Source organism: Pseudomonas sp. TE50-2 (assembly GCF_040813665.1).
Classification (GTDB): Bacteria; Pseudomonadota; Gammaproteobacteria; order Pseudomonadales; family Pseudomonadaceae; genus Aquipseudomonas; species Aquipseudomonas soli.
The window spans coordinates 5,705,551-5,728,996 of sequence record NZ_JBFNXN010000001.1 but is presented as its reverse complement, the minus strand read 5'-3'; the positions used below and the strand labels follow the sequence as shown (position 1 = coordinate 5,728,996).

General features: G+C 63.1%; 24 protein-coding genes and 1 pseudogene. 15 read left to right on the top strand and 10 right to left on the bottom strand.

Annotated elements, in window-relative coordinates; all coding sequences use genetic code 11:
* Nucleotides 1-55: 55 nt before the first annotated feature.
* The 3 genes and pseudogenes from tssA to AAHK21_RS25910 form a co-directional block, all read left to right on the top strand.
* Nucleotides 56-1,060, top strand: a pseudogene (tssA, locus tag AAHK21_RS25920) (type VI secretion system protein TssA); the annotation flags it as partial.
* Between the two features lie 6 nt (nucleotides 1,061-1,066).
* Complete coding sequence (gene tssM, locus AAHK21_RS25915) at nucleotides 1,067-4,684, top strand: type VI secretion system membrane subunit TssM (RefSeq protein WP_367858806.1); 3,618 nt, start codon at nucleotides 1,067-1,069, stop codon at nucleotides 4,682-4,684.
* Between the two features lie 300 nt (nucleotides 4,685-4,984).
* Nucleotides 4,985-5,749: an SDR family oxidoreductase gene (locus AAHK21_RS25910; protein ID WP_367858805.1), complete on the top strand. Its 765-nt coding sequence runs from the start codon at nucleotides 4,985-4,987 to the stop codon at nucleotides 5,747-5,749.
* Nucleotides 5,750-5,779: 30 nt separating this feature from the next.
* Here the strand turns inward: AAHK21_RS25910 and AAHK21_RS25905 are convergent, their stop codons facing one another.
* On the bottom strand, nucleotides 5,780-6,250 hold the full coding sequence (locus tag AAHK21_RS25905) for a RidA family protein (RefSeq protein WP_046855121.1): 471 nt from the start codon (nucleotides 6,248-6,250) through the stop codon (nucleotides 5,780-5,782).
* Nucleotides 6,251-6,398: 148 nt separating this feature from the next.
* Here AAHK21_RS25905 and AAHK21_RS25900 point away from each other — a divergent pair, with 148 nt between their 5' ends.
* Entirely contained in the window at nucleotides 6,399-7,814 is a 1,416-nt protein-coding gene (locus tag AAHK21_RS25900; RefSeq protein WP_367858804.1) for a PLP-dependent aminotransferase family protein, read from the top strand.
* A gap of 32 nt (nucleotides 7,815-7,846) precedes the next feature.
* Here AAHK21_RS25900 and nhaA read toward each other — a convergent pair whose 3' ends face one another.
* From nhaA to AAHK21_RS25880, 4 genes are all read right to left on the bottom strand, one after another.
* Nucleotides 7,847-9,049, bottom strand: a complete 1,203-nt coding sequence (nhaA, locus tag AAHK21_RS25895; RefSeq protein ID WP_367858803.1) for a Na+/H+ antiporter NhaA — start codon at nucleotides 9,047-9,049, stop codon at nucleotides 7,847-7,849.
* Nucleotides 9,050-9,333: 284 nt separating this feature from the next.
* Entirely contained in the window at nucleotides 9,334-9,480 is a 147-nt protein-coding gene (locus tag AAHK21_RS25890; protein ID WP_367858802.1) for a hypothetical protein, read from the bottom strand.
* 55 nt (nucleotides 9,481-9,535) lie between these two features.
* Nucleotides 9,536-9,919, bottom strand: a complete 384-nt coding sequence (locus AAHK21_RS25885) for a DoxX-like family protein (RefSeq protein ID WP_367858801.1) — start codon at nucleotides 9,917-9,919, stop codon at nucleotides 9,536-9,538.
* Nucleotides 9,916-10,368, bottom strand: coding sequence for a thiol-disulfide oxidoreductase DCC family protein (locus tag AAHK21_RS25880; RefSeq protein WP_367858800.1), 453 nt, complete (start codon nucleotides 10,366-10,368; stop codon nucleotides 9,916-9,918). The genes AAHK21_RS25885 and AAHK21_RS25880 overlap by 4 nt, the downstream gene beginning before the upstream one ends.
* Nucleotides 10,369-10,482: 114 nt before the next feature.
* Between AAHK21_RS25880 and AAHK21_RS25875 the strand changes: the two genes are divergently transcribed.
* Nucleotides 10,483-10,686: a DUF1289 domain-containing protein gene (locus tag AAHK21_RS25875; RefSeq protein WP_367858799.1), complete on the top strand. Its 204-nt coding sequence runs from the start codon at nucleotides 10,483-10,485 to the stop codon at nucleotides 10,684-10,686.
* On the opposite strand, the gene AAHK21_RS25870 is transcribed toward AAHK21_RS25875, so the two are convergent.
* On the bottom strand, nucleotides 10,673-11,353 hold the full coding sequence (locus AAHK21_RS25870) for a phytanoyl-CoA dioxygenase family protein (RefSeq protein ID WP_367858798.1): 681 nt from the start codon (nucleotides 11,351-11,353) through the stop codon (nucleotides 10,673-10,675). The two genes, AAHK21_RS25875 and AAHK21_RS25870, sit on opposite strands and share 14 nt — an antisense overlap.
* Before the next feature lie 296 nt (nucleotides 11,354-11,649).
* Here AAHK21_RS25870 and AAHK21_RS25865 point away from each other — a divergent pair, with 296 nt between their 5' ends.
* The 5 genes from AAHK21_RS25865 (at nucleotide 11,650) to AAHK21_RS25845 (ending at nucleotide 16,023) form a co-directional block, all read left to right on the top strand.
* Nucleotides 11,650-11,994: a hypothetical protein gene (locus AAHK21_RS25865; RefSeq protein ID WP_023630028.1), complete on the top strand. Its 345-nt coding sequence runs from the start codon at nucleotides 11,650-11,652 to the stop codon at nucleotides 11,992-11,994.
* Between the two features lie 129 nt (nucleotides 11,995-12,123).
* A complete protein-coding gene (locus AAHK21_RS25860) occupies nucleotides 12,124-14,322 on the top strand; it encodes an OsmC domain/YcaO domain-containing protein (protein WP_367858797.1) in 2,199 nt (732 codons plus the stop codon).
* Between the two features lie 337 nt (nucleotides 14,323-14,659).
* Nucleotides 14,660-15,562 (top strand): DMT family transporter, encoded by a 903-nt coding sequence (locus AAHK21_RS25855; protein WP_367858796.1) that lies wholly within the window; start codon nucleotides 14,660-14,662, stop codon nucleotides 15,560-15,562.
* Between the two features lie 130 nt (nucleotides 15,563-15,692).
* Nucleotides 15,693-15,836, top strand: coding sequence for a hypothetical protein (locus AAHK21_RS25850; RefSeq protein WP_023630030.1), 144 nt, complete (start codon nucleotides 15,693-15,695; stop codon nucleotides 15,834-15,836).
* Between the two features lie 49 nt (nucleotides 15,837-15,885).
* Nucleotides 15,886-16,023 (top strand): hypothetical protein, encoded by a 138-nt coding sequence (locus AAHK21_RS25845; RefSeq protein WP_231867481.1) that lies wholly within the window; start codon nucleotides 15,886-15,888, stop codon nucleotides 16,021-16,023.
* Between the two features lie 81 nt (nucleotides 16,024-16,104).
* Here the strand turns inward: AAHK21_RS25845 and AAHK21_RS25840 are convergent, their stop codons facing one another.
* The 4 genes from AAHK21_RS25840 to AAHK21_RS25825 form a co-directional block, all read right to left on the bottom strand.
* Entirely contained in the window at nucleotides 16,105-16,617 is a 513-nt protein-coding gene (locus tag AAHK21_RS25840; RefSeq protein ID WP_367858795.1) for a cysteine hydrolase family protein, read from the bottom strand.
* 91 nt (nucleotides 16,618-16,708) lie between these two features.
* Nucleotides 16,709-17,782, bottom strand: a complete 1,074-nt coding sequence (locus AAHK21_RS25835) for an NAD(P)H-dependent flavin oxidoreductase (protein ID WP_367858794.1) — start codon at nucleotides 17,780-17,782, stop codon at nucleotides 16,709-16,711.
* A 33-nt stretch (nucleotides 17,783-17,815) separates the two neighbouring features.
* Complete coding sequence (locus AAHK21_RS25830) at nucleotides 17,816-17,986, bottom strand: hypothetical protein (RefSeq protein ID WP_094011390.1); 171 nt, start codon at nucleotides 17,984-17,986, stop codon at nucleotides 17,816-17,818.
* Between the two features lie 7 nt (nucleotides 17,987-17,993).
* Entirely contained in the window at nucleotides 17,994-18,296 is a 303-nt protein-coding gene (locus AAHK21_RS25825; RefSeq protein ID WP_046855131.1) for a DUF1883 domain-containing protein, read from the bottom strand.
* Between the two features lie 161 nt (nucleotides 18,297-18,457).
* Between AAHK21_RS25825 and AAHK21_RS25820 the strand changes: the two genes are divergently transcribed.
* The 5 genes from AAHK21_RS25820 to gorA all read left to right on the top strand — a co-directional run bounded on the left by AAHK21_RS25820 (nucleotide 18,458) and on the right by gorA (nucleotide 23,216).
* Entirely contained in the window at nucleotides 18,458-18,817 is a 360-nt protein-coding gene (locus AAHK21_RS25820) for a hypothetical protein (protein WP_367858793.1), read from the top strand.
* Between the two features lie 145 nt (nucleotides 18,818-18,962).
* On the top strand, nucleotides 18,963-19,613 hold the full coding sequence (locus tag AAHK21_RS25815) for a cytochrome c (RefSeq protein ID WP_023631138.1): 651 nt from the start codon (nucleotides 18,963-18,965) through the stop codon (nucleotides 19,611-19,613).
* On the top strand, nucleotides 19,610-20,524 hold the full coding sequence (locus AAHK21_RS25810; protein ID WP_367858792.1) for a c-type cytochrome: 915 nt from the start codon (nucleotides 19,610-19,612) through the stop codon (nucleotides 20,522-20,524). The genes AAHK21_RS25815 and AAHK21_RS25810 overlap by 4 nt, the downstream gene beginning before the upstream one ends.
* 223 nt (nucleotides 20,525-20,747) lie before the next feature.
* Entirely contained in the window at nucleotides 20,748-21,587 is an 840-nt protein-coding gene (gene galU, locus AAHK21_RS25805) for a UTP--glucose-1-phosphate uridylyltransferase GalU (protein ID WP_367858791.1), read from the top strand.
* A gap of 273 nt (nucleotides 21,588-21,860) precedes the next feature.
* Entirely contained in the window at nucleotides 21,861-23,216 is a 1,356-nt protein-coding gene (gorA, locus tag AAHK21_RS25800) for a glutathione-disulfide reductase (RefSeq protein WP_367858790.1), read from the top strand.
* Nucleotides 23,217-23,446: the final 230 nt, after the last annotated feature.

Here is a 23,446-nt window from a genome sequence, read left to right as displayed (position 1 = left end):
TTCAGAACGGGCCTCTCCATCGTTGATGCGATTGCCAAAGATGCTGCGTGCTGCCCATGCGGCCGTAGCTCAAGAGGCATTGCAGCGACTGCAACAGCAGCAAGCCGTTGCTCAGTTGGATGGTGCCTTTCTGAATGATGTAGATCGACTGCTGCGCAAGCAGGCGGAGCAGGCGAGCGGTGCTGGCGAGCCTGCTGCGGCGAAGTCGTCGGCGGCAGCCAGGTCTGCACCGCTGGCCGAGGTCATTGCCACCCCAATGCCTCGTGTGTCGTTAGGCAACGAGCGCGAATCACGACGGGCCGTGCTGGCCATGGCCGAGATGATCAATCAACAAGACCCCTACGACCCGACGGGCTACCAGCTACGTCGATTCGGCCTGTGGGCCCATATCCAGGCAGCGCCTCAAATCAAGCAAGGCAATCGCACGGAACTGATGGCGGTGCCGCTGGATATCGCCAGCGACTATGAAGAGGCGATTGCTGGCACCGCGATCGACGCGGCGTTGCTTCAGCGGATCGAAAAGAGCGTGACGGCTTGCCCCTTTTGGGTGCGCGGCAGTTTCCTCGCGGCCAGTGCGGCGACACGGCTGGCGATGGGGGAGGTAGCTGAGGCAATCCGCGCAGCGACTGCCCGATTCGTCCAACGCATGCCCGCGCTCCAGCAGTTGTGTTTCAGCGACGGCAGGTCGTTCGTGGACGATCAAAGCATGGTTTGGCTCAGAGGCGCAGCTGGGCAAATGCAAGCCAAATCTGCCCACGAGTTCGCAGGCCTGCGCGAAGAGTTGGCCGGTCAGTTGGACGCAGGTGGGGTAGAGCCGGTTTTGCTCAAGTTGCAGGCCTTGCAGGCGGACCTTCGTGCTCCGCGTGAGCGCTGCCATACCACCGTCATTGCGGCCGATTTCTTGGCAGCGCGAGGCGTGTCCTGGCTGGCTCAGGACCTTTGCGCCAGCGTCGCACGGACCATGCAGCACACCACGGCCGCCGTTTGGGAGCCAGAGGTGTTTCAACGACTGCAACAGTATGCCTCTGCTCATGTGTTGGCTGATCAGAACAAGGACTAGGCCCCCATGAATCAACTATGGAAGCTATTGAAACGTTGGGGCTTGCCCCTGATGACTCGGATCGGCGTGGCCATGCCGCTGCTGCTTGTGCTGGGTACCGTGCTGATGCTGGTCGCCATCTGGTGGCTCGGACCGCAGTGGACGTGGCGTGAACAGCACCCGCTGGCCAGCATGGCGCATCGCAGCTTGGCCAGCCTGGTGCTCGTGCTGGTGCCGATGTTGTGTTGGCTAGTAGTGCTGCGCAGGCGATACGTTCGTCTGCAGACTGAGCGCAAGCAGGCGGTGGCCGCTGAGCTGGACAGCGTATTGCCGCTGGTTCAGGCGCAAGAGAAAGCCTTGGACCAAGGACTTTCGCGATTTCTCGATGGTGCAGGCGGGCGACGTGCGTTGTATCGATTGCCCTGGTACTTGGTGATAGGCGACCAGCATGCGGGCAAGACCAGCTTCATCGATCGCACAGAACAATGCTTTTCCCTGACCCGCATCGACAAGGCACAGGCTCGGGGCAGGCAGGTCCAAGCGCTGGCCTTTCCGATAGGTTGGTGGGTCAGCAATGATGCGGTGATCATCGACCCGCCAGGGGCATTCATCAGGCAGGAGTCGCTGGCAGGCTCGCCCGTCGACGAATCAGCCACACAGCAAGTGCCGCCCGCAACCTCGGCCAGGCTGTGGCAGCACCTGCTGGACTGGTTGTTGCGCAGCCGCAGCCAGAGAGCCCTAAATGGCATATTGCTGGTAGTCGACTTACCCGCGTTATTGCATGGCACACCCGAGCAGCGCATTGCCTTGGCGCATGTGTTGCGCACCCGTCTGTACGAGGTCAGTAGTCAATTGGGTTCGCGGCTGCCGCTGTATGTGGTGCTGACCAAGTTCGACCTGTTGGACGGGTTCGACCAGCTCTATGCCGGGCTCTCCGTCTCCATGCGGGAAAAAATGCTCGGTTTCACGTTCAAGCTGGACGCGATCGGCACGTTCGACGCTTGGCTGGAGGAGTATGGCGATCACTATGAACAGTTGATCGGCCAGCTGTTCGAGCAGGTGGTGGATCGGCTCGATGCGCTGGACAGTGCTCCGCAGCGCGCGCGCCTGTTCTCATTGCATGCCCAACTGATCGGCTTGCGCCCAATACTGCTGGAGTTCCTGAAGGAAGCGCTGGCCAGTGATCGCTACACCACGCCAGCCTTGGTACGCGGAGTGTACTGGTCCTCGGTCATCCAGCAAGGTGACATGTTCAATGCGTTCGTGCGCGAGGCCGCGCAGCCCTACAAAACGAAGCTCCCTCTGCTCGAGGGCAAGGCGCAAACCAAGGCGCTGCCGTACTTCATCCAGCATGCGTTCGGGCGCGTCATCTATAAGGAAGCCGGACTTGCTGGGGATAACATCAAGGTGGCACGCAGCAAGCGCCAACTCCTGTGGGTGGGCTCAGGGATCGGCATGCTGGCTTTTTGTGTCGCCATCGCCGGCTGGCAGCGCTTTTTCGACATCAATGGCGACAAAGCCGCCAACGTGCTTGCCAAAAGCAGGGAGTACAGCCATCACGAGGTGGACCAGCGTCTGGATCCTACCGGACGCAATCTGCTGGAGCCGTTGGACCAGATTCGCGATGCGGTATCGATTTTTGGCGACTACCGCGCTGCATGGCCGGGTGTTTCCGATTTTGGCCTGTATCAGGGGCGCGCTATAGGCCCGCGTGTCGATGAGGCATATCTCAGCTTGCTCTCCAAGCGGTTCCTGCCGGCCTTGGCCAGTGGTGTGATCGATGCCATGGATGCGGCGCCGCCAGGCAGTGAGCAGCAAATGGCTGCCCTCAGGGTTTACCGCATGCTGGAAGACCGTCAGAACCGCCGCACTGAATGGGTTGAGGAGTGGATGGCCCGACAATGGCAGCAGAAATTCCCTGGCCAGGGGCAACTGCAGCGCGACCTCATGCGGCACCTTAAGTACGCCTTGGCCTACGCCGATACCGACCTGCCGCAGTACAGCCAACGGGTCGCCGTGGCGCAGGCAGCGCTGCGCAAGGTGCCGCTACCCGAGCGGGTTTATGCCGGCCTGAAACAACAGGCCGGGGAGCAGTTGCACGCCGGGCTGGACTTGCGTCATCAGGTTGGGCCTGCCTTCGACGTGGTGTATCAGCCGTCCATGGGCGCCAGGAAGGGTAATTATGTGCTGTTAGCACCGATGCTCACTGCCAAAGGTTTCAAGGAGTACTTCGAGCCACGCAGTCAGCGCTTCGCCGATTTGGCGATGATTGACCAATGGGCGCTGGGCGAGCGTAGCCAGCTCGATTATTCGGATGCCGACAGGGAGGCGCTGAGCGAACGGCTGCGCAACTTATACAGCGCCGATTACATTGACAGTTGGCGCCGTGCCCTCAACGCTTTCAGCGTGGCTGATTTCCGTGACCTGGACCATGGTGTCGCGATCCTGCAGCAGTTGACGGGGCCTGCTGCGCCGTTGCATCGATTGCTCGATACGGTAAGGGACAACACGTCGCTCTCATCGACTGGCGTTGTTGAGCTGGCAGATGAAGCCAAGACAGTGCCACTGACAAGTATCAAGCCTGAACATCAGCAGGCGTGGACTATTCAAAGGGCCTTTTCCGGGCTGAGCGCGATGCTGCAGGTAACGGCAGAAAAGCCTAGCTACTACGATGAAACCCTGGCTGCTATCGCAGCCGTGCACGACTACGCCAAGGTGGTGCAGGATAGCCCGGACCGAGGCAAGGCTGCACTGCAGGCCGTGCATAAGCGTTTCTCGATGACCGGGCATGACCCCATCGGTACCTTGCAACGGGTATCCACCAGCTTGCCTGAGCCGATCAACCACCAGGTCCGAAAGTTGGCTGATCAAACGGCGCAGGTATTGAACGTTGAAGCCCTGCGCGAGTTGGAACGGCGCTGGGACGCCGAGGTGTACAGCTTCTTCCAGCAGCGCCTGGCAGGTCGATACCCCTTCGTGGCCAGGGCGCCCGACGCGTCCCTGGATGACTTCGAGGCGTTCTTCGGGCCGAAAGGCCGGCTGAAGCAGTTCAATGAGCAGTATCTGAAGGTGTTCCTGAAGGACAACCTCGAAGCCCTGCAAACCGGCCAGCAGGGGCAGTCCCTGATCCGCAGCGATGTGATCGAGCAGTTGGAAGTGGCAGACCGCATTCGCGAAACGTTCTTCGATCAGCGCGGCAACTTGAGTGTGCAGTTCAGTATCGAGCCGTTAGGGCTGAGTGCGAACCAGCGCACCAGCCTGCTGGATCTGGACGGTCAGTTGATTTCCTACACCCATGGCACGAGCCAGATCACCGGCATCATCTGGCCCAATACGCTTGGGCAACATGTGCGTAGCAACCTGACGCTGCTCAGGCATAACGGCAACAGTAGCAGCCTGGAGTACCGAGGGCCATGGTCCATGTTTCGCCTGCTTAGTCGCGGTTCGCTCAATGGGCGGACGGCGACCAGTGTGGATCTGAGTTTCAGGACTGGTGATGGTGTAATGCGCTACCGGCTCAGCGCAGAGAAGGCCTTCAACCCAATTACTCAACGACCGTTCAAAGGCTTCCGCTTGCCGCGCGGGTTGCTGCAACAGCCATCCAGGGAGGCTTTGGTCGGACAGACGGTCGCACCTGTCATGTAAGGAGTGGGCGATACAAAAGAAAGAGCGAGTACAAGTCTTGCATTACTGTACCCCGGCCATCTCGCGGCAGTTCGTCGCGAGGTGTCGGTAGTGGTGCCGCAGATGTCTGGGCATGGGTTCGATGACTGCACGTAAGCTTGCGGAGGCGCCTCGCCCTTGACCAGTGCTCCCCCTGACTCGTCGAATCTTCATCTTGCTGTCGGCTGACCACAGTCCGCAAGAAACGGAGAGCATCCCCCCGTACCGCACCCGATAGTACCCGCGCACCCTGCAAATCACCTTCAGGACGAGGTACAGATCATGCAACTGGCAGGCAAAGTGGCAATCATCACCGGTGCCAGCTCCGGCATCGGCCGTGCGGCGGCGAAACTGTTCGCCCGGCACGGCGCCAATCTGGTGCTCACAGCGCGGCGCCAGGCCGAGCTCGAGCAGTTGGCGGCGGACATCACGGCAGCCGGACACGGCCGGGTCTTTACGGTGGCCGGTGACATCACCGATGCGGCGCTGGCCAGGGAACTGGTGGACACGGCGGTGTCGCGCTTCGGTGGCCTGGACATCGCCTTCAACAATGCAGGCACCCTCGGTGAGTTGGCTGCCGTTCCCGAGCTGACGCTGGACGCCTGGCAACACACCTTGCATACCAACCTGACCAGCGCTTTCCTCTGCGCGCAGGCGCAGATTCCGGCACTGCTGGCCCGTGGCGGTGGCTCGCTGATCTTCACCTCGACCTTCGTCGGCCACACGGTGGGCATGCCGGGCATGGCTGCTTATGCGGCCAGCAAGGCGGGCCTGGTCGGCCTGGTCCAGGTCATCGCGGCGGAGCAGGGCGCCCGGGGTATACGCGCCAATGCGTTGCTGCCGGGCGGTACCGACACGCCGATGGGCCGCAGTGTGATGAGCAGCCCCGAGGCCCAGGCCCATGTCGAAGGGTTGCACGCCCTCAAACGCCTGGCCAGGCCGGAGGAAATCGCCGAGGCGGCACTGTTCCTGGCCTCGGACGCATCAAGCTTCATGACCGGGTCGGCGATGGTGGTGGATGGCGGGGTATCGGTGGTGCGCGGCTGAGGCGTGCGATAGCACGCCATGCCTGGGGCATCACGTCACCGCAGCGATCAGGTCGATTTCCACGGGGGCATTCTTCGGCAGCCTGAGCACGCCGACCGAAGTTCGTGTATGAGCGCCGGCTTCGCCAAACACACTGTACAAGACCTGCGAAGCACCGTTGGCCACCTCGCTCTGCCGGGTGAACGCTTCGGCCGACTGCACGAACACGGTCATGCGCAGTATGGCGCGGATGTTATCCAGCGAGCCAACCTGTTCACGCACCAATGCCAGGCAGCGCAGGGCGCTGACCATGGCCGCGGTGCGTGCATCCTTCAGGCTGACTTCGCTCCCCACCCGGCCGGGGTGGATCACCTCTTCGTCAATGCGCGGGATCTGCCCGCTGACGTACACAACGCCTTCATGGCGCACGGTGGCGGCGTAGTCACCACCGAGTTTCAACCCTGCTTCGAAGGAGTAACCCAGCTGATCAAGTATCGCGGCAAACTGTGCTTCACGGGACATAGGGCGCTTCTCGGTCTCTTCATGGCCTCGGGGCGGTATGCGCTAGGCGCAAGCCGGATGCCGATGCATAGTAGAAAGGCGCTGGCCGCAGGGGCAGGGCAACTTCGGATGGAAACCTCTGAACTTTACTGCCGGGACGACCAGTACAATGCAGCGACAGCGCGCGGTGATCGCCGCCATCGAACTCCAGCCGGGACAACCGCTGGTGCAGCAGATTGCCGAGGGTTTTAGCAAAGCCATCGGGCATGGGGCTTTGGCCCCGGGGGTGCGGTTGCCGCCCATTCGCGAGTTGACCGAGCTGTTGGGGGTGAGCAAGTCCACGGTGGTGGAAGCCCTGGACCGACTGCGCGCCACCGGGCTGGTGGTATCGCGCCAGGGCGCTGGCCACTATGTGGCACGCGATGCCCAGGTCATGGGCACGGAGGCTGTGCGCAATCTGCTGCCCCAGGACCCGGTGAGCGTGCTCCGTCACGCACTGCTGACGGACAACGGCATGTTGCGCCCCGGCTGCGGCTTCCTGCCGCCCTCATGGATGCCCGTGGATACCCTGCTCAAGGCCATGCGCGGGTGCCTGCGGGCCAGCGAGTTGCGCATGGGAGAGTATGGCTCGGCGGCAGGCTACCTGCCGCTGCGTCAATGGCTGCGCCTCAAGCTCGGCACCTTGGGCATCGATGTCCCGGTCGAGCAGATCGTCACCACCGCCAACACCATGCAAGGCGTGGACATGCTGTTGCGCCTGATCCTGCGCAGGGGGGACAGCGTTCTGGTCGACGACCCGTGCTATTTCAACTTCCGCGCCAACCTGCATTACCACGGCGCCCGCCCGGTTTGCGTGGCGCGATCGGTGGAAGGCATCGATTTCGTGGCTTTCGAGCAACTGCTGATTGCCCATCGCCCGCGGGTCTACCTGACCAACAGTGCCTTGCACAATCCGACTGGGCATTCCTTTTCGGCATTGCAGGTCCACCGCCTGCTGGAGCTGTGCCAGCGCTATGGGGTGCACGTCATCGAGGATGATCTGTACTGCGATATCCAGCATAAACGCACGCCCCGCCTGGCAGGGGTGGGTGGCCTGGACAATGTCAGCTATGTCTGCGGCTACTCGAAGACCCTCACTGCCAATTGTCGCGTCAGTTACCTGGCCGTGGGCGCCGAACTGGCGGGGCAACTGACGCTGCTCAAGATGAAGTGCGGCGGTGTGACGTCCGAGCTGACCGAACAGGTGATTCATCGCCTGCTGACCGAGGGGAGCTATGAGCGGCATACGCGCAGGGTCGTCGACCGGCTGCATGAGGCCAGTGGGCGGGTAGCTGGCTGGTTGCGCGAGGCAGGGTGCGAGGTGGCGTCGTGCCAAGGGGAGGGGCTGTTCCTGTGGACCCGGCTACCCGCCTGTGTCGATGGCGAGGCCATCGCCATGAGCGGCTTGCAGCATGGTCTGGTGCTGTCACCTGGCACCTTGCTGAGCGCCCAGGCCGATGCCCGGGCATTCATGCGTTTCAATGTCGGTCACAGTGACAATGTGAAGGTCCGCGACACCTTTCTGTGCCTGCTCGACAGCCACTGAGCTGTCGAGCAGGCGCGGGCCGTGGGGCTACTTCAAGCGGCCTGCTTGGGCGCAAATCGCAGGATCAGGCAGGCAATGATTGCCGACAGCAACGAGCCCAACAAGATGCCGATCTTGGCCGCATCGATCTTCTCCGCCTGGCCCGGGAAGGCGAGTTCGCCGATGAACAGGCTCATGGTGAAGCCGATACCGCAGAGCATTGCCACGCCGTAGATCTGCAGCCAGCTGGCGCCTTGGGGTTTGCTGGCCAGGCCGGTCTTGACCGCCAGCAGCACGCCACCGAACACGCCGAGCTGCTTGCCCAGCAGCAGGCCCAGGGCAATGGCCAGCGGCAGCGGGGCAAAGATGTCGTCAAGGCCCAGGTCGCCGAACGAGACGCCAGCGTTGGCAAAGCCGAAAGCAGGCACGATGAGGAAACCGACCCACGGCGCCAGGCCATGCTCCAGCTTGAGCAGCGGGCTGGCCTCGCGGGCCTCGCTGCTGCCTGTGCTGTACGGGATCAACAGGGCGCCGACCACACCGGCGATGGTGGCGTGCACGCCTGACAGCAGGGTCACGTACCACAGCGCGGCCACGCCGATCAGGTAGGGCCACAGGCTGACCACGCGCAGGCGGTTGCAGGCCAGCAGGATGGCGATGATGCCGGCGGCAGCGGCCAGTGCCAGCAGGTTCAGCGACGAGGTGTAGAACACCGCGATGATCGCCACCGCGCCCATGTCGTCGATGATCGCCACCGACACCAGCATCACCTTGAGCGACAGCGGCGCATGTCGCCCGAGCAGGGCCAGGGCGCCGACGGCGAAGGCGATGTCGGTGGCGGCGGGGATCGCCCAGCCGTTGGACAGCCCGGGTTCACCGCCAGCCACCGCCAGGTAGATGAGCGCCGGCACGGCCATGCCCATCAGTGCCGGCAGTGCCGGCAGGCGGCGTTGCTCCCAGCTGGCCAGGCGGCCGTCGACCAGCTCGCGCTTGATCTCCAGGCCCACCAGCAGGAAGAAGATCGCCATCAGACCATCGTTGATCCACATGTGCACGGTCATCGGGCCGAGTTTGTCGGTCAGTACCGGGCCGACGGGCAGGTGCAGCAGGTGCTGGTAGGCATTGGCCCAGGGGCTGTTGGCGATGACGATGGCCAGCGCGGCGGTGAACATCAGCAATACGCCGCCGGCCGCTTCGGTGGCCAGCAGGTGACGCAGCATCGAGCGCGGCTTGAGGGTTGGAAGGGGTGCAGTCATGTAACGGTCCTCGTTCATGGCATCACCCTCGCAATGGCAGTGGCGCGGCGGGCAACGGACACGGCGAGACGCTGGCTCCGGACTGGACGGGCCACTGCGGCGAAGGGCGAGAAGAAGGATGGGGAATGCGGCGCAGCAACCCACGCCGTGAAGACACGGGGCAGGAAGGGCCATGGGGAATGGGGGCATGCGTGCAACATGGACGGATCTCACGGAAAACAAATGAATGTTCTCCGTATTCGGGAAGGCTCCCGGGCGCACGCAGCACACGCCAGGCGGCCATTCTAGCGATGCGGGCGAAGATATGCGCCAACATTTTGCGTCCAAATGTTGCCAGGTGAAGGTGCGGCACTGCGGCCTTCCGACGACTGTACCATTGCGCCTGCGAGCAGCATGAACAGGGTGATGAAGGCAGCGAGCAGTACGGCCATGGGGCGGTTTCCTTGCTGAGGGCCTGCAGTTCCGACTGCTGCGCAGGGCGCTTCGTTAGCCGTCAGGGGTAGGGCCCTGCCTTGAGGTCCACGCCACGGCGCACAGTGCCATGCCTGCCACGTTCAGCGAGACCGGGTTGAAGGCGTCCACCAGCATCGACGGCTGCATCACCGCCACATCCACCAGCAGCCCAAGCAGCACGCCCGCGGCGACCAGCAACGGCCAGGCCAGGCTCGGCATCAGCAGCAGTGCGGCGAGTACCAGTTCAGCTACGCCGGCAATTTGTGACAGCCAGGCTGCATGCCCGAGTCCGTGAGCCTGCAACAACAACTGCTCATCGGGGCTGAGAAACAGCAGCTTGGGCACCAGCCCGTGGTAGGCGAAGATGAACGCCAGGCTGGCGCGCGCCAGCCAGTGCACCTGGCGCAGGCGGTTCATGGCTGGTCCTCGAGAAAGCGTCGCTGGTGGTCTGGGCTCGGTAGCAGGCATTGGTCGTGCTTGCCGAACAGGCGATAGCGATTGAATGCCACGCGATCGTACAGCCAGTCCCGTAGCCCCTGCGGGCATATACGCAGTACCCGCAGCAGCGGCCAGGCGCCGGGCAGTTGCCGGACGATTTCGAAAAACGCCGCGGAGCGTACCCAGCAGTTCTGGTCACGGATCACCGCCATGGTGTCGAACGCCGTTATCGGCAGGCCCGCCCAGGCGAGCAGCGCCTGGCCTTGCGCTGACTGCACCGTGGCCAGGCGGATGCGTTGATGGCGATCATGGCGGATCACGAATTTCGCCCAGCCGTTGCACAGCTTGCATACACCGTCGAACAGCAAGACGGTTTCTCCTGGCGCAAGCAGTGGCGCAGGGGTAGGGCGTTTCAGGGCAGCGGGCATGGCTTGATTCCGTTCAGGCGGTGGGGCGGTATTGTATAGCGGTCAGGTAGGCGAAGGCGCATGCACCCTGTGGACCGAAGCCAGTATGATGCGCCCCCAAAAGTGGAGTGTGCCATGGCCAAAGACATCGACAACCCTTGCGTTTCGCTATGCCAACTCAACAGCGAGCTGTGCGTCAGCTGTGGCCGGACCCGGGACGAGATCCGCAAATGGCGCGGCATGAAGCGCCCGGAAAAGATGGCGACCGTGCAGCGCGCGGCGGTGCGGATGAAGGCCATCGTCAAGAAGAACGCCAAGCGCCAGGTCATGGCGTCGTGAACGGGTAGTCCGAGGGTTCGAAGCGTTGCTGCGTGTCCATTTGGACGCCACGCAGATGCGCGGTTTCCTGAAACACGGCATACAGCGGGTCGGCGGCATAACCGATCAGCAGTGCGCGGCGCGGTGCACCGCTGGCGTTCAGGCTGCCGGCATGTACCAGGTCGACATCGAACACCAGGGCGTCGCCCGCTCGCCCGGCAAGCTGGACGCTGCGTGATTCGTCACTGAAGTCGAAAGGTGGCGCGTCCGGGGCGGGGCGATGGCTGCCGGGGACGATACGGGTGGCTCCGTTGTCCGGGCCGTAATCGTCCAGGTAGACCATCACCCCCACCGTGTCGCCCGGGCGCTGCGCCGACAGGTCACGGTGCAGGCGCTGATGGCCACCCCCGGCAACGGGGGCGCGCCCCTCGACCTGGTAGAGGAAGAACCGTTCGCCGATCAACGCGCCAACCGCTGCCAGCACATGCGGCAAGCGGCAAACGGCGTGGACCGCTGCTGCGCCATCCAGTTGCGCATGGCGCCAGTCCCGGGCGCGGGGCACTGGCCAGTGTTCCGAGGGTTTCACCCCGGCCTCGAACACCCGACGCAGCTCGTCCAGCCATTGTGCCGGGATCGCCTGGCGGAGCAGGGCGTAGCCCGCCTGGTGGAGCTGTTGGTGATGGGGCATGGCACTCCCGTTATCCCTGTCAGTCGTGTGTTGGCCAAGGGTAGTGAGCCTGGTCGGCTTTTGCGAGCGCCATGGGTAGCGTGCACTTGGCCAATCACTTCTAGGGTCTGTACGAAATGTGTCTGCGCGAAGGCCAGACAAGGCGAAACGGGGGGAGGAACGGCCGGGGTCGCGCCCGACTGTACTGGAGTACATGAGCATTCCGAGCCCCGTTTCAACGCAGTATGGGCGAGTGCAGATACATTTCGTACAGAGCCTAGACTTGCGTACATCACCTGTATCCGTAGGAGAGGCCCATGCGCAGACTCTGGCAAAAGTACCTGGCACTGCTCGACGCCGACCTCAGCGCCAAGGTGTTCGACAACTTGAAGAACCTGCTGGTGTGCGCGCTGCTGTTCGCCGCAGGCACCGAGGCGATTCACGGTGACCAGCAGATCCTGCTGGGCTTGTGGGTGTCCAGTTTTACTGGCTGGGGGCTGATCCTGGTATCGGCGCTGTTGTTGCTGCTGAATGTCAGCGATACCTTGCACCGGCTGGCCAAACTGCCTTATCACACGGCGCTGCAGGTGATCCTGTGTTTGCTTTACCTGGTGCTGGCTTCGCGGGTGGTCGAGATCGTCTGGAGCTTTCGGGCGGAGTAGCGGCTGGCGAAGCCATGAAAGATGCCCGCGCGACCCGTTGCGGCTCGTCCGGCGGTATGCCAAGACATTCGCCGGCGAATCCCGGATAATACCCGCCATTTTCCGCCCCGCTTCCTGGTACCCCCTCGCATGGAAATCAAGGTCAATTTTCTCGACAACCTCCGTCTCGAAGCCAAGTTCGACGACTTCACGGTGATCGCCGACCAGCCGATCCGCTACAAGGGCGACGGCTCGGCCCCGGGGCCGTTCGACTACTTCCTGGCCTCGTCGGCCCTGTGCGCGGCGTACTTCGTCAAGCTGTACTGCCAGACCCGCGACATTCCGACCGAGAATATCCGCCTGTCGCAGAACAACATCGTCGACCCCGAGAACCGCTACAACCAGATCTTCAAGATCCAGGTCGAGCTGCCCGAGGACATTTCCGAGAAGGACCGCCAGGGCATCCTGCGCTCCATCGACCGTTGCACCGTGAAGAAAGTGGTGCAGACCGGCCCCGAGTTCATCATCGAGGAGGTCGACAACCTCGACGCCGATGCCCAGGCATTGCTGATGCCGGTGTCGGACACCACCACCTACATCCCCGGCAAGGACCTGCCGCTGGAGCAGACCATCGCCAACATGTCTGCCCTGCTGGCTGAGCTGGGGATGAAGATCGAGATCGCCTCGTGGCGCAACATCGTGCCCAACGTCTGGTCGCTGCACGTGCGCGACGCGCAGTCGCCGATGTGCTTCACCAACGGCAAGGGCGCGACCAAGGAAGCGGCGCTGGCCTCGGCGCTGGGTGAGTTCATCGAGCGCTTGAACTGCAACTTCTTCTACAACGATCAGTTCTGGGGCGAGGACATCGCCAACGCCGCGTTCGTGCACTACCCCAACGAGCAGTGGTTCAAGCCTGGGCCCAAGGACGCGCTGCCGGCCGAGATCCTCGATGATTACTGCCTGGAGATCTTCAACCCCGACGGCGAGCTGCGCGGTTCACACCTGTACGACACCAACTCGGGCAACAAGGAGCGCGGTATCTGCTCGCTGCCGTTCGTGCGCCAGTCGGACGGCGAGACGGTGTACTTCCCGTCCAACCTGATCGAGAACCTGTACCTGAGCAACGGCATGAGCGCCGGCAACACCCTGGCCGAGGCCCAGGTGCAGTGCCTGTCGGAGATCTTCGAGCGGGCGGTCAAGCGCGAGATCCTCGAAGGCGAGCTGTGCCTGCCGGACGTGCCGCAGGAGGTACTGGCCAAGTACCCGGGCATCGTCGCCGGCATCCAGGGGCTCGAGGAGCAGGGCTTCCCGGTGCTGGTCAAGGACGCGTCGCTGAGAGGTGAGTTCCCGGTGATGTGCGTGACCCTGATGAACCCGCGCACCGGCGGCGTGTTCGCTTCGTTCGGTGCCCATCCGAGCTTCGAGGTGGCGCTGGAACGCAGCCTCACCGAACTGCTTCAGGGCCGCAGCTTCGAGGGCCTGAACGATCTGCCGCAGCCGACCTTCGACAGCCTTGCGCTGACCGAGCCGAACAACTTCGTCGAGCACTTCATCGACTCCAGCGGCGTGGTGTCGTGGCGCTTCTTCAGCGCCAAGGCCGACTTCGAGTTCGTCGAGTGGGACTTCTCGGGCCACGGCGAGGACTCCAACCAGCAGGAGGCGCAGACGCTGTTCGGCATCCTCGAGGACCTGGGCAAGGAGGTGTACATGGCCGTGTACGACGACCTTGGCGCCACCGCCTGCCGCATCCTGGTGCCGGGTTATTCGGAGATCTACCCGGTCGAGGACCTGATCTGGGACAACACCAACCGGGCGCTGGGTTTCCGTTCCGACATCCTCAATCTGCACAAGCTGGACAACCGCTCGCTGAAGCTGCTGCTCAAGCGTCTGGACAATGCCGAGGTCGACGACTACACCACCATCACCACGCTGATCGGCGTCGAGTTCGACGACAACACGGTGTGGGGCCAGCTGACCATCCTCGAGTTGAAACTGCTGATTCACCTGGTGCTGCAGCGCTTCGAGGACGCCAAGGAGCTGGTCGAGATGTTCCTGCAGTTCAACGACAACACCGTCGAGCGCGGGCTGTTCTACCAGGCGCTGAACGTGGTGCTGGAGGTGGTGCTGGACGATGAGCTGGAGATGGCCGACTACGAGGCCAACTTGCGCCGCATGTTCGGCAACGAGCGGATGGACGCGGTGCTGGGCTCGGTGGACGGCAGCGTGCGTTTCCATGGCTTGACCCCCACCAGCATGAAGCTCGAGGGGCTGGACCGCCACCTGCGCCTGGTCGAGAGCTACAAGAAGCTGCACGCCGCACGGGCGAGGGCGGCCGGGTTAAACAGCTGATCACGTCTTGAATGCCAAGGGCCGCGTAAAGCGGCCCTTTTCATTTGCAACGGAGTTCTCTGTAGGCGCGCATTGTCTTTGTCGTTTCCCGTCGCATGATACGTCGCAATCAGACAAGCACCTGTCTGCGCCAATCTGCTTGCGTGGCTCTTGGATCTGAATAATTGATCCATCGGTCAACCCCGCGCCAAGGGCTGGCTGGCGCAACAGATTCGAGTAAGCAGCCTCGCCTCACAATTCCAACGCTGCGGCGCCCCACAACTACAGCCCCAAAAACCCATGACGCACACGCGGCCGGCCACGGCAGCGACGTGCGCGTTTGTGAGACTTGACTGCCATGATCGCTACTTCCGTTTCCGCCGCCGATACATCGGGCGGCCATCGCAATGCATTGCTTGTCGCCCATCTCGCGGCGATCCTGTTCGGCCTGACCGGCATCCTCGGCGCGCTGATCCAGGCCGATGCCAGCCTGATCACCGTTGGCCGCGCCACCTTCGCCTTCATTGCCCTGGGCTTTGTCGCCGGGCTCAAGGGTACCCGCCTGCTCGATGCGTTGAAGCGGCGCAATCTGACGGTACTGGTGCTGACTGGCGCATTGCTGGCGGCGCACTGGCTGACCTTCTTCGTGGCCGTCAAGGCCGGGGGTGTGGCGGTGGCCACCCTGGGCTTTGCCAGTTTCCCGGCCTTTATCGCACTGATCGATGTGCTGGTGTTCCGTGAACGCATTGGTGCCGTCGAGACGCTGTTGCTGCTGATGGTCACGGCAGGTCTGGTACTCGTGGTGCCGTCGTTCGATCTGCTCGACAGTGGCACCCAGGGTTTGCTGTGGGGCCTGGCCTCGGGGCTGTCGTTCGCCTTGCTGGCGGTGGCCAACCGCCGTCGCCCGGCTGGCATGAACGCGATGCAGGTGGCGTTCTGGCAGAACCTGGTGGTGGCACTGCTGGTGGCGCCGCTTGCGTTCAACCACCTGGAAGGAGCCCGCCTGGATGGCGCCGACTGGGTCAACCTCGCCTTGCTGGGCGTGTTCTGCACCGGGCTTGCGCAGTTCCTGTTCGTCAAGAGCCTCGACGGCCTGGAGGCACGCACGGCGGGCATGATCCTGGCCCTGGAGCCGGTGTATGCCATCGCCGGTGCCTGGTGGTTGTTCGCTGAACAGCCATCACCACGCATGGCCGCGGGGGCGGCATTGATCGTGCTGGCGACCGTGTGCTGCGCCTGGCGCAAGGCGCCGACGCACTGAGCCGTGGCCCTGGTGCGACGATGAACCACAGTGGCGCAATGAGCGGGGCTGGTCTTAGCTGTTGCGGGCCCGGCGAGCGGTTGTCGCCCGTTGGGGAAGGATCGTCAGGGATAGGCCCAAGGAGGGTTGGATGAACAGGAAAATGCTGGCTGGCGCGATACTGCTGTGGATGTGCTCGATGACGGCGCAGGCCGATTGCGCGGTACTGGGACCCTGGGAGGACCCTTGTGCCGGCCCGGTGCTGGGCCCGACGACCTGCGTGTGCGAGCGCTGATCACAGCGAAAGTGCAGGGAAGCATCAATCATTGACCAGGAGGTTACCCATGAAGAAAGTCATGTTGGCTGTACTGCTGCTGTGGGGCTTTTCCGTGACGGCCCAGGCGTCATGCCCGGTGTTCGGCCCGGGCAAAGACCCTTGCGCGGGGCCTGTGTTCGGGCCTTCCACCTGCGAGTGCCCTTGACTCCATGGCCGCCTGAGACGTCAGGCGCGAGCTTGCGCTGCGGATAACGGGCGAAGCCAGGCCGGGCTGGCTGCACAACGATCACTGCGTATTCGAGGGGCTTGGAACATCTCGCTGATCGTGCAGCCCGGCCAGCACCTCGGCGGCGGTGGTGACATGACCGAAATGGTGTTTCCACAGGTCGATGCCCAACTGCCCGGAGCGGTCCAGCGAGGAACCCATGGTCAGGTCGGTGACCAGTGTCGGGGTGAGCCCCGCATCGAACAGGGCGAAGCCTGCGGCCAGCACGCAGGTCTCGGTCTGCAGCCCGCAGACCAGCACGCGTTCAACGCCGAGGCTTTTGATGTAGTCGAGCGTCTCGGCGGTCTGGCCATAGCCATGCTTGACGAACACCTTGTCCGCCTCGACCAGGGCCACGTCCTCGCTGGCCGGGTGCCAACCGAGCTGGCGCTGGAACGGCGTGACCTGCTCGTCGTGCAGCTCGACCGAGGCGATCGTGGGGATGTGCGCGGACAACACGCGGATGCCGTCCACCAGTTTCTCGGAAGGGCTGAAGGTGGATTGCACATCGACGATGAGCAGGACTTGCTGCATAACGGTTTCCCGGGCGAGGTTCGAAAGCTGGCGAGTATACCGCCGCACGCCGGGTTATTGCGGCAAGGGCCTCTCTATGAACGTGTCGCGTTCACCGGACAATCCGCTTCAGGGCCTCGCCTGCAATTTCGCGGGTCAGTGCCTCTGCACCCATAGGCCTTCCCAGGCGCAATGCCTGCCCGGACCACAGGTTGCTGAAATCACTGTTGCCTTGCGGGTCGGTGATCGCGCGCAGCGGCATCAGCGCGCCGCCGGCCAACGGGAAGCGCGGGGCGAGGGCGCTCATCGGGCCCAGCTCGCGCATGAGGCGGTTGTTGATGCCGCGGGCCGGGCGGCCGGTGAACAGGTTGGTCAGCGCGGTATCGCTGGCGGGGGCGTTGTCCAGGGCGCGGCGGTGCGCAGGTGACACCTTGGCTTCGGGGCAGAACAGGTAGGCGGTGCCGATCTGCACGGCCGAGGCGCCCAGGGCCAGGGCGGCGAGCAGGCCGCGGTGATCGGCCACGCCGCCTGCCGCGATCACCGGCAGGCTCACCGCGTCGACGATCTGCGGCACCAGGGCGAAGGTGCCGATCTGGCTGGTGATGTCGTTGCTGAGGAACATGCCGCGATGGCCGCCGGCTTCATAACCCATGGCGATGATCGCGTCGCAGCCGTACTGTTCCAGCCAGATCGCTTCCTCCACCGTGGTGGCGCTGGACAGCACCTTGGCGCCTGCCGCCTTGACCCGCTGCAGCAACGCCGGCGCTGGCAGGCCGAAGTGGAAGCTGACCACTTCCGGGCGCAGTTCCTCCACCAGCTTGCAGCTTTGTTCGTCAAAGGGCGCGCGATTGGACACCGGCGTCGGCGCCTCGAAGTCCGCGCCGACTTCCTCGTAGAAGGGCTTTAGCGCCTGTTTCCAGCGAGCGTCTTGCTCAGGGTCTGGCGTCGGCGGTTGATGGCAGAAGAAGTTCAGGTTGAGCGGACCCTGGCAGGCGGCGCGGAAGGCGCCGATTTCGCCACGCAGCTGCTCGCTGGAGAGCATGGCGCAGGGCAGGGCGCCCAGGCCCCCGGCTTTACCGACGGCAATGGCCATGGCTGAGCCGGTGGCGCCGGCCATGGGCGCCTGGAGAATGGGTAGCTCGATACCAAGCAGATCGAGGATGCGGCGGTCTTGCCAGGTGCTCATGGGCGACTCCTTGAGTGCGGTGGGCCAGAGTAGCTACAGGGCCTTGCTGACCTGGATGTCGCTGATCTTGTCGGCGTCGTCGCCATGGATCTTGCGCAGGGCTTCCTGCGCCTGCTCCAGGGAGGCGTCGGGCATCAGGGCGAAATCCCAGCGGCGTTCGCCGTCGAGCTTGTACTTGATCACGTACTTGATGGTCTGGGTCATGCTGGCCTCATCCGAGTTTCGACGACGAGCGACGAATGATCTTGATCTTGTGGGTCAGGGTTGGCTTGCGCGTCACGGAGATCGGGCGGGTGGTCACGGTGTCGATGGTGATGTTCCAGAAACCGGTGCTGGGAACGGTGATCTTCGCCGGGAATTTCTCGAAGTGGCCGCCGTGGTAGGTATGCCGGCCGCCATTCTTGAAGCTGCGGAAGTTGGCGTCGTTCATCAGGCGGATGTTGCAGCGCTGGGAACACTCGATGACGACGATATCGTCCTCGTTCAGGTGTTCGCGCTGGTGTACGAATTTCATGGGGCGCTCCGCAAGGATTGTTTCTGCAAACGCGAAAGATATCACGATGTGAGGTTACACTTGCGCCCGGGCTGACCAAGCCAAGGAGATTTCCGCCAGACGTGGGAGCAAAAACGCCTGGACGTGGTCAGAGGATGACTTTGAAGTTGGAGAGTGTGTGCATGAAATGGGTAATAGCGGCAGCGGTGCTGGCATTGGGAGGCTGTGTCAGCGTGACGGAACTCGAGCAGTCCCACGCCACCTTGGACGTGATCTCTGGCAAGACGCCACGTGAATACGCTGACTGCGTGAAGCGCAAGCTGGCTGAAACGCGCGATCCGTTGCAAGAGGAGGTGCGCGGGGAAAACCTGCGCCTGACCGTGCCGCAGAAGCTGTCGGCTGGCGTGGGCCCGGCGGCGTTGCTCGATATCGACAAGCGCGGCAGCGGCAGCGCGATCAAGGTCTATGAGCGGTTGAACAACTTCCCGCTGCGCCTGGGCGATGTGCGCACTGCCGCAACCCAATGCATCTCCGGTTCTTGATCCAGCTCAGTTAATCGGTAATTAGCTGGCGTATTGCCATTTTCCTTCCCGGCGGCACGTTGTCGCAGGCCGGGGAATAGGCCTAGTATTTCTGGGCTTATATCGTTTGAGCCTAAGCTTATAACAAGGAAATGGAGCCTCCGTGATGAAACCCCTGAGCCATGTCGTGATCGGCAGCCTGCTGATCTTGGCCTGGCCCTCGGCGCACGCTGCCGACGGCCAGAAAATCTTCAATCAGGGCGGGCAGAATCCCGCCGCCATGGCTTGCCTCGGCTGTCATGGCCCGGACGGCAAAGGCATCGCCGCCGCCGGCTTTCCCCGCTTGGCCGGCTTGCCTGCCGGTTATCTGAGCAAGCAATTGCAGGACTTTCGCAGTGGCAGCCGCAAGCAGGCGGTGATGGAGCCCCTGGCCAAGGCCCTGGACGATGCGGAAATCGAAGCGATCAGCGCCTACCTCGCCAAGCTGCCGGCCGATACCGCACCTGACACGCGCCGCCAGCAGATTGCCACTGATCCGGTGGCCCGCCTGGCCATCTATGGCGACTGGAGCCGCAAGATTCCCGGTTGCGTGCAGTGCCATGGCCCGGGTGGCAGCGGTGTCGGCGAGCACTTCCCACCGTTGGCCGGGCAGCCGGCCGGCTACCTGGTGGCACAGCTCAACGCCTGGCGCGATGGCAGCCGCAGCAACGACCCCAACCAGCTGATGGTGGATGTCGCCAAAGCGATGACCGATGCCGAGGTCAAGGCGGTTGCCGACTACTTCGCACAGCCGGCAAGCCAGGAGGCCAAGCCATGAAAACCCTTATGCCAAGCCTGTTGCTGCTGGCCATGGGCGCTGCCCAGGCCACCCCTATCGCCATGGAAGACCAGTCCCAGCTCAAGGTGCCGGGCGTGCAGGCGGCTCCGCAATTCGTACCGCCCGCGGAAAGCGCCATTCCGGACAACGCTTTCGGCAAGATGGTCCGTGAAGGGCATGCGCTGTTCGTCGATACCCGCAGGCTGATGCCCGAAGCCGTTGGCAATGGCTTGAACTGCAGCAACTGCCATCTCGACCAGGGCCGCCTGTTCCATTCCGCGCCGCTTTGGGGCGCCTATCCGATGTACCCGGCGTATCGCAAGAAAAACGACAAGGTCAACACCTTCGCCGAACGCATCCAGGGCTGTTTCAGCTTCAGCATGAATGGCAAGCCGCCGGCGGCCGATAGCCCGCAGATGACTGCGCTGAGCGTCTATGCCTACTGGTTGTCGACCCAGGCGCCGACGGGGGTGGAGATCGCCGGTCGCGGCTACCCGGAAGTGCCGAAGCCCAAGGATGGCTACGACTTCAAGCGCGGCAAGCAGGTGTATGACGAACAATGCGCGATCTGCCACGGCGGCAACGGCGAAGGGCAGAAGGTGGCCGGGGAGTACGTGATGCCGCCGCTGTGGGGCAAGGACTCGTACAACTGGGGGGCCGGCATGCACCGGATCAACACGGCGGCGTCGTTCATCAAGTACAACATGCCATTGGGCAAGCCCGGCAGCCTGAGCGACCAGCAGGCCTGGGACGTGGCAGCCTGGATCAATCGCCATGAGCGGCCGCAGGATCCGCGCCTGGTCGAGGGCTCGATCGAGAAGACCCGGCTGAAGTTCCATGCCAACGATGGGGTCAACCTGTATGGGCAGAAAGTCGATGGCGTGTTGATCGGGCAGGGCGTTGGTGGCTGAGCCGATCCGATGAAAGGCCAAGCCCGCAGCCATGGTCGTTTCACGGGTGCGGGCCGGCTCTGTGGCAAGCCGTCGGGCGCTTAATATCCATGCCCTTGCGGAACTAACTACACTGGAATGTCTCTATGATGGCATCGGCCGCTGCGGGGGGGCATTGTAAGGTGACCGCCGCCTGATTAGACTGCGCCGAATTTCGTACGCAAAGCCCTTGTTAAGGACGTATATGATCAAGAAATGCTTGTTCCCGGCAGCCGGTTACGGCACTCGTTTCCTGCCCGCTACCAAAGCCATGCCCAAGGAAATGCTGCCGGTGGTCAACAAGCCACTGATCCAGTATGGCGTTGAAGAAGCACTGGACGCCGGCCTGAATGAAATTTCCATCGTCACCGGCCGTGGCAAGCGTGCCCTGGAAGACCACTTCGACATCAGCTACGAGCTGGAAAACCAGATCAAGGGCACCGACAAGGAAAAATACCTGGTCGGCATCCGTCGTCTGCTGGACGAGTGCTCGTTCTCCTACACCCGCCAGACCGAAATGAAAGGCCTGGGCCACGCTATCCTCACCGGCCGCCCGCTGATCGGTGACGAGCCGTTCGCCGTGGTACTGGCTGACGACCTGTGCGTCAACCTCGAAGGTGATGGCGTGCTCGCGCAAATGGTCGCGCTGTACAAGAAGTACCGCTGCTCGATCGTTGCCATCCAGGAAGTCGACCCGCAGGAAACCAACAAGTACGGCGTTATCGCCGGTGAAGAGATCAAGGACGGCATCTTCCGCGTGGATTCCATGGTCGAGAAGCCGAAGCCGGAAGACGCACCGTCGAACCTGGCCATCATCGGCCGTTACATCCTGACCCCGGATATCTTCGAGAAAATCGAACAGACCGAACCAGGCAAGGGCGGCGAGATCCAGATCACCGACGCGCTGATGAAACAGGCCGCCGAAGGCAACGTGATCGCCTACAAGTTCAAGGGCAAGCGTTTCGACTGCGGTGGCGCCGAAGGCTACATCGAGGCGACCAACTTCTGCTTCGAGAACTTCTACAAGACCGGCAAGGCGTACTGAGTTCGCCCGGCAGGTCCAGAAGCCACCCCTCGGGGTAATACTTGTTAGTTAGCGTCACTGGGGCTGCTTTGCAGCCCATCGCCGGCAAGCCGGCTCCCACAGGGACCGCGCAATTCTTGAGTCCTGCGCAGCAATTGTGGGAGCCGGCTTGCCGGCGATGGGCCGCAAAGCGGCCCCTAACGCTTAACTGACTGGCATTGCCCCTCGGGGTGGCTTTTTTGTCTGTGGCAGGCAACGGCGCTATGCTGGGCGCCTGCCTAGGAGACTGAATGCATGGCCTACGATTTTGATCTGTTCGTGATTGGTGCCGGTTCCGGCGGTGTGCGCGCGGCGCGATTCGCCGCGGGCTTCGGTGCCAGGGTGGCGGTGGCCGAGAGCCGTTACCTGGGGGGCACCTGCGTCAACGTCGGCTGCGTGCCGAAGAAACTGCTGGTGTACGGCGCCCATGTGGCCGACGAGCTGGAACAGGCCGCGGGCTTCGGTTGGACCCTCGAGGAGGGGCATTTCGACTGGGGTACGCTGATCGCCAACAAGAACCGCGAGATCGAGCGCCTCAACGGCATCTATCGCAACTTGCTGGTCAACAGTGGCGTCACCCTGCTGCAGGGGCATGCCCGGATCACCGGCGCCAATGAAGTGGAGGTCGAGGGCCAGCGCTACACGGCGGCCACCATCCTGATCGCCACCGGTGGCTGGCCACAGGTGCCCGATATCCCCGGCAAGGAACTGGCGATCACCTCCAATGAAGCCTTCTACCTCAAGGCATTGCCACGTCGCGTGCTGGTAGTGGGTGGCGGCTATATCGCCGTGGAGTTCGCCGGCATCTTCCAGGGCCTGGGCGCCGCTACCACGCTGCTGTATCGCGGCGACCTGTTCCTGCGCGGCTTCGACGGCTCGGTGCGCACGCACCTGAAGGAAGAACTGGAAAAGCGCGGCATGGACCTTCAGTTCAACGCCGATATCCAGCGCATCGACAAACTCGATGACGGCAGCCTCAAGGCCACCCTCAAGGATGGTCGCGAGCTGGTGGCCGATTGCATCTTCTACGCCACCGGCCGGCGGCCGATGCTGGACAACCTGGGCCTGGAAAACACCGGGGTGGAGCTGGATCCGCGTGGTTTTATCCGAGTCGATGAGCAGTTCCAGACCACCGAGCCTTCGATACTGGCCATCGGCGATGTGATCGGCCGGGTGCAACTGACGCCGGTGGCCCTGGCCGAAGGCATGGCCGTGGCCCGACGTCTGTTCAAGCCTGAGCAGTACCGTCCTGTCGATTACCAGAACATCCCGACAGCGGTGTTCAGTCAGCCGCCGATCGGCACCGTGGGCCTGACCGAGGAGCAGGCGCTGGCCGCCGGGCACAAGGTGCAGATCTTCGAGAGCCGCTTCCGGGCGATGAAGCTGACCCTCACCGACATCCAGGAGAAGACCCTGATGAAGCTGGTGGTCGACGCCGAGACCGACAAGGTCCTGGGTTGCCACATGGTCGGCCCGGATGCCGGCGAAATCATCCAGGGGCTGGGTATCGCCCTGAAGGCCGGGGCGACCAAGCAGCAGTTCGACGAAACCATCGGCGTGCACCCGACCGCGGCCGAAGAATTCGTGACCATGCGTACCGTCACTCGCTGATACGCCTTGTCGCGGGGCAAGCCCGCTCCCACGCCAGGTATCGCCGGGCGTGGGAGCGGGCTTGCCCCGCGATGCTTTTGACCCCGCGCAATCCTTTGCTCAGCCCAATCCCTTCTATTAATAATCCCGCCTTATAGCCAAAACCAATCGCGAGCATGAGCTTTGCCAATGAGCCTTTAACGGGACCAGCGGTTAGGATTCTCTCCGTCAACTGATTTCAACCCATTGAA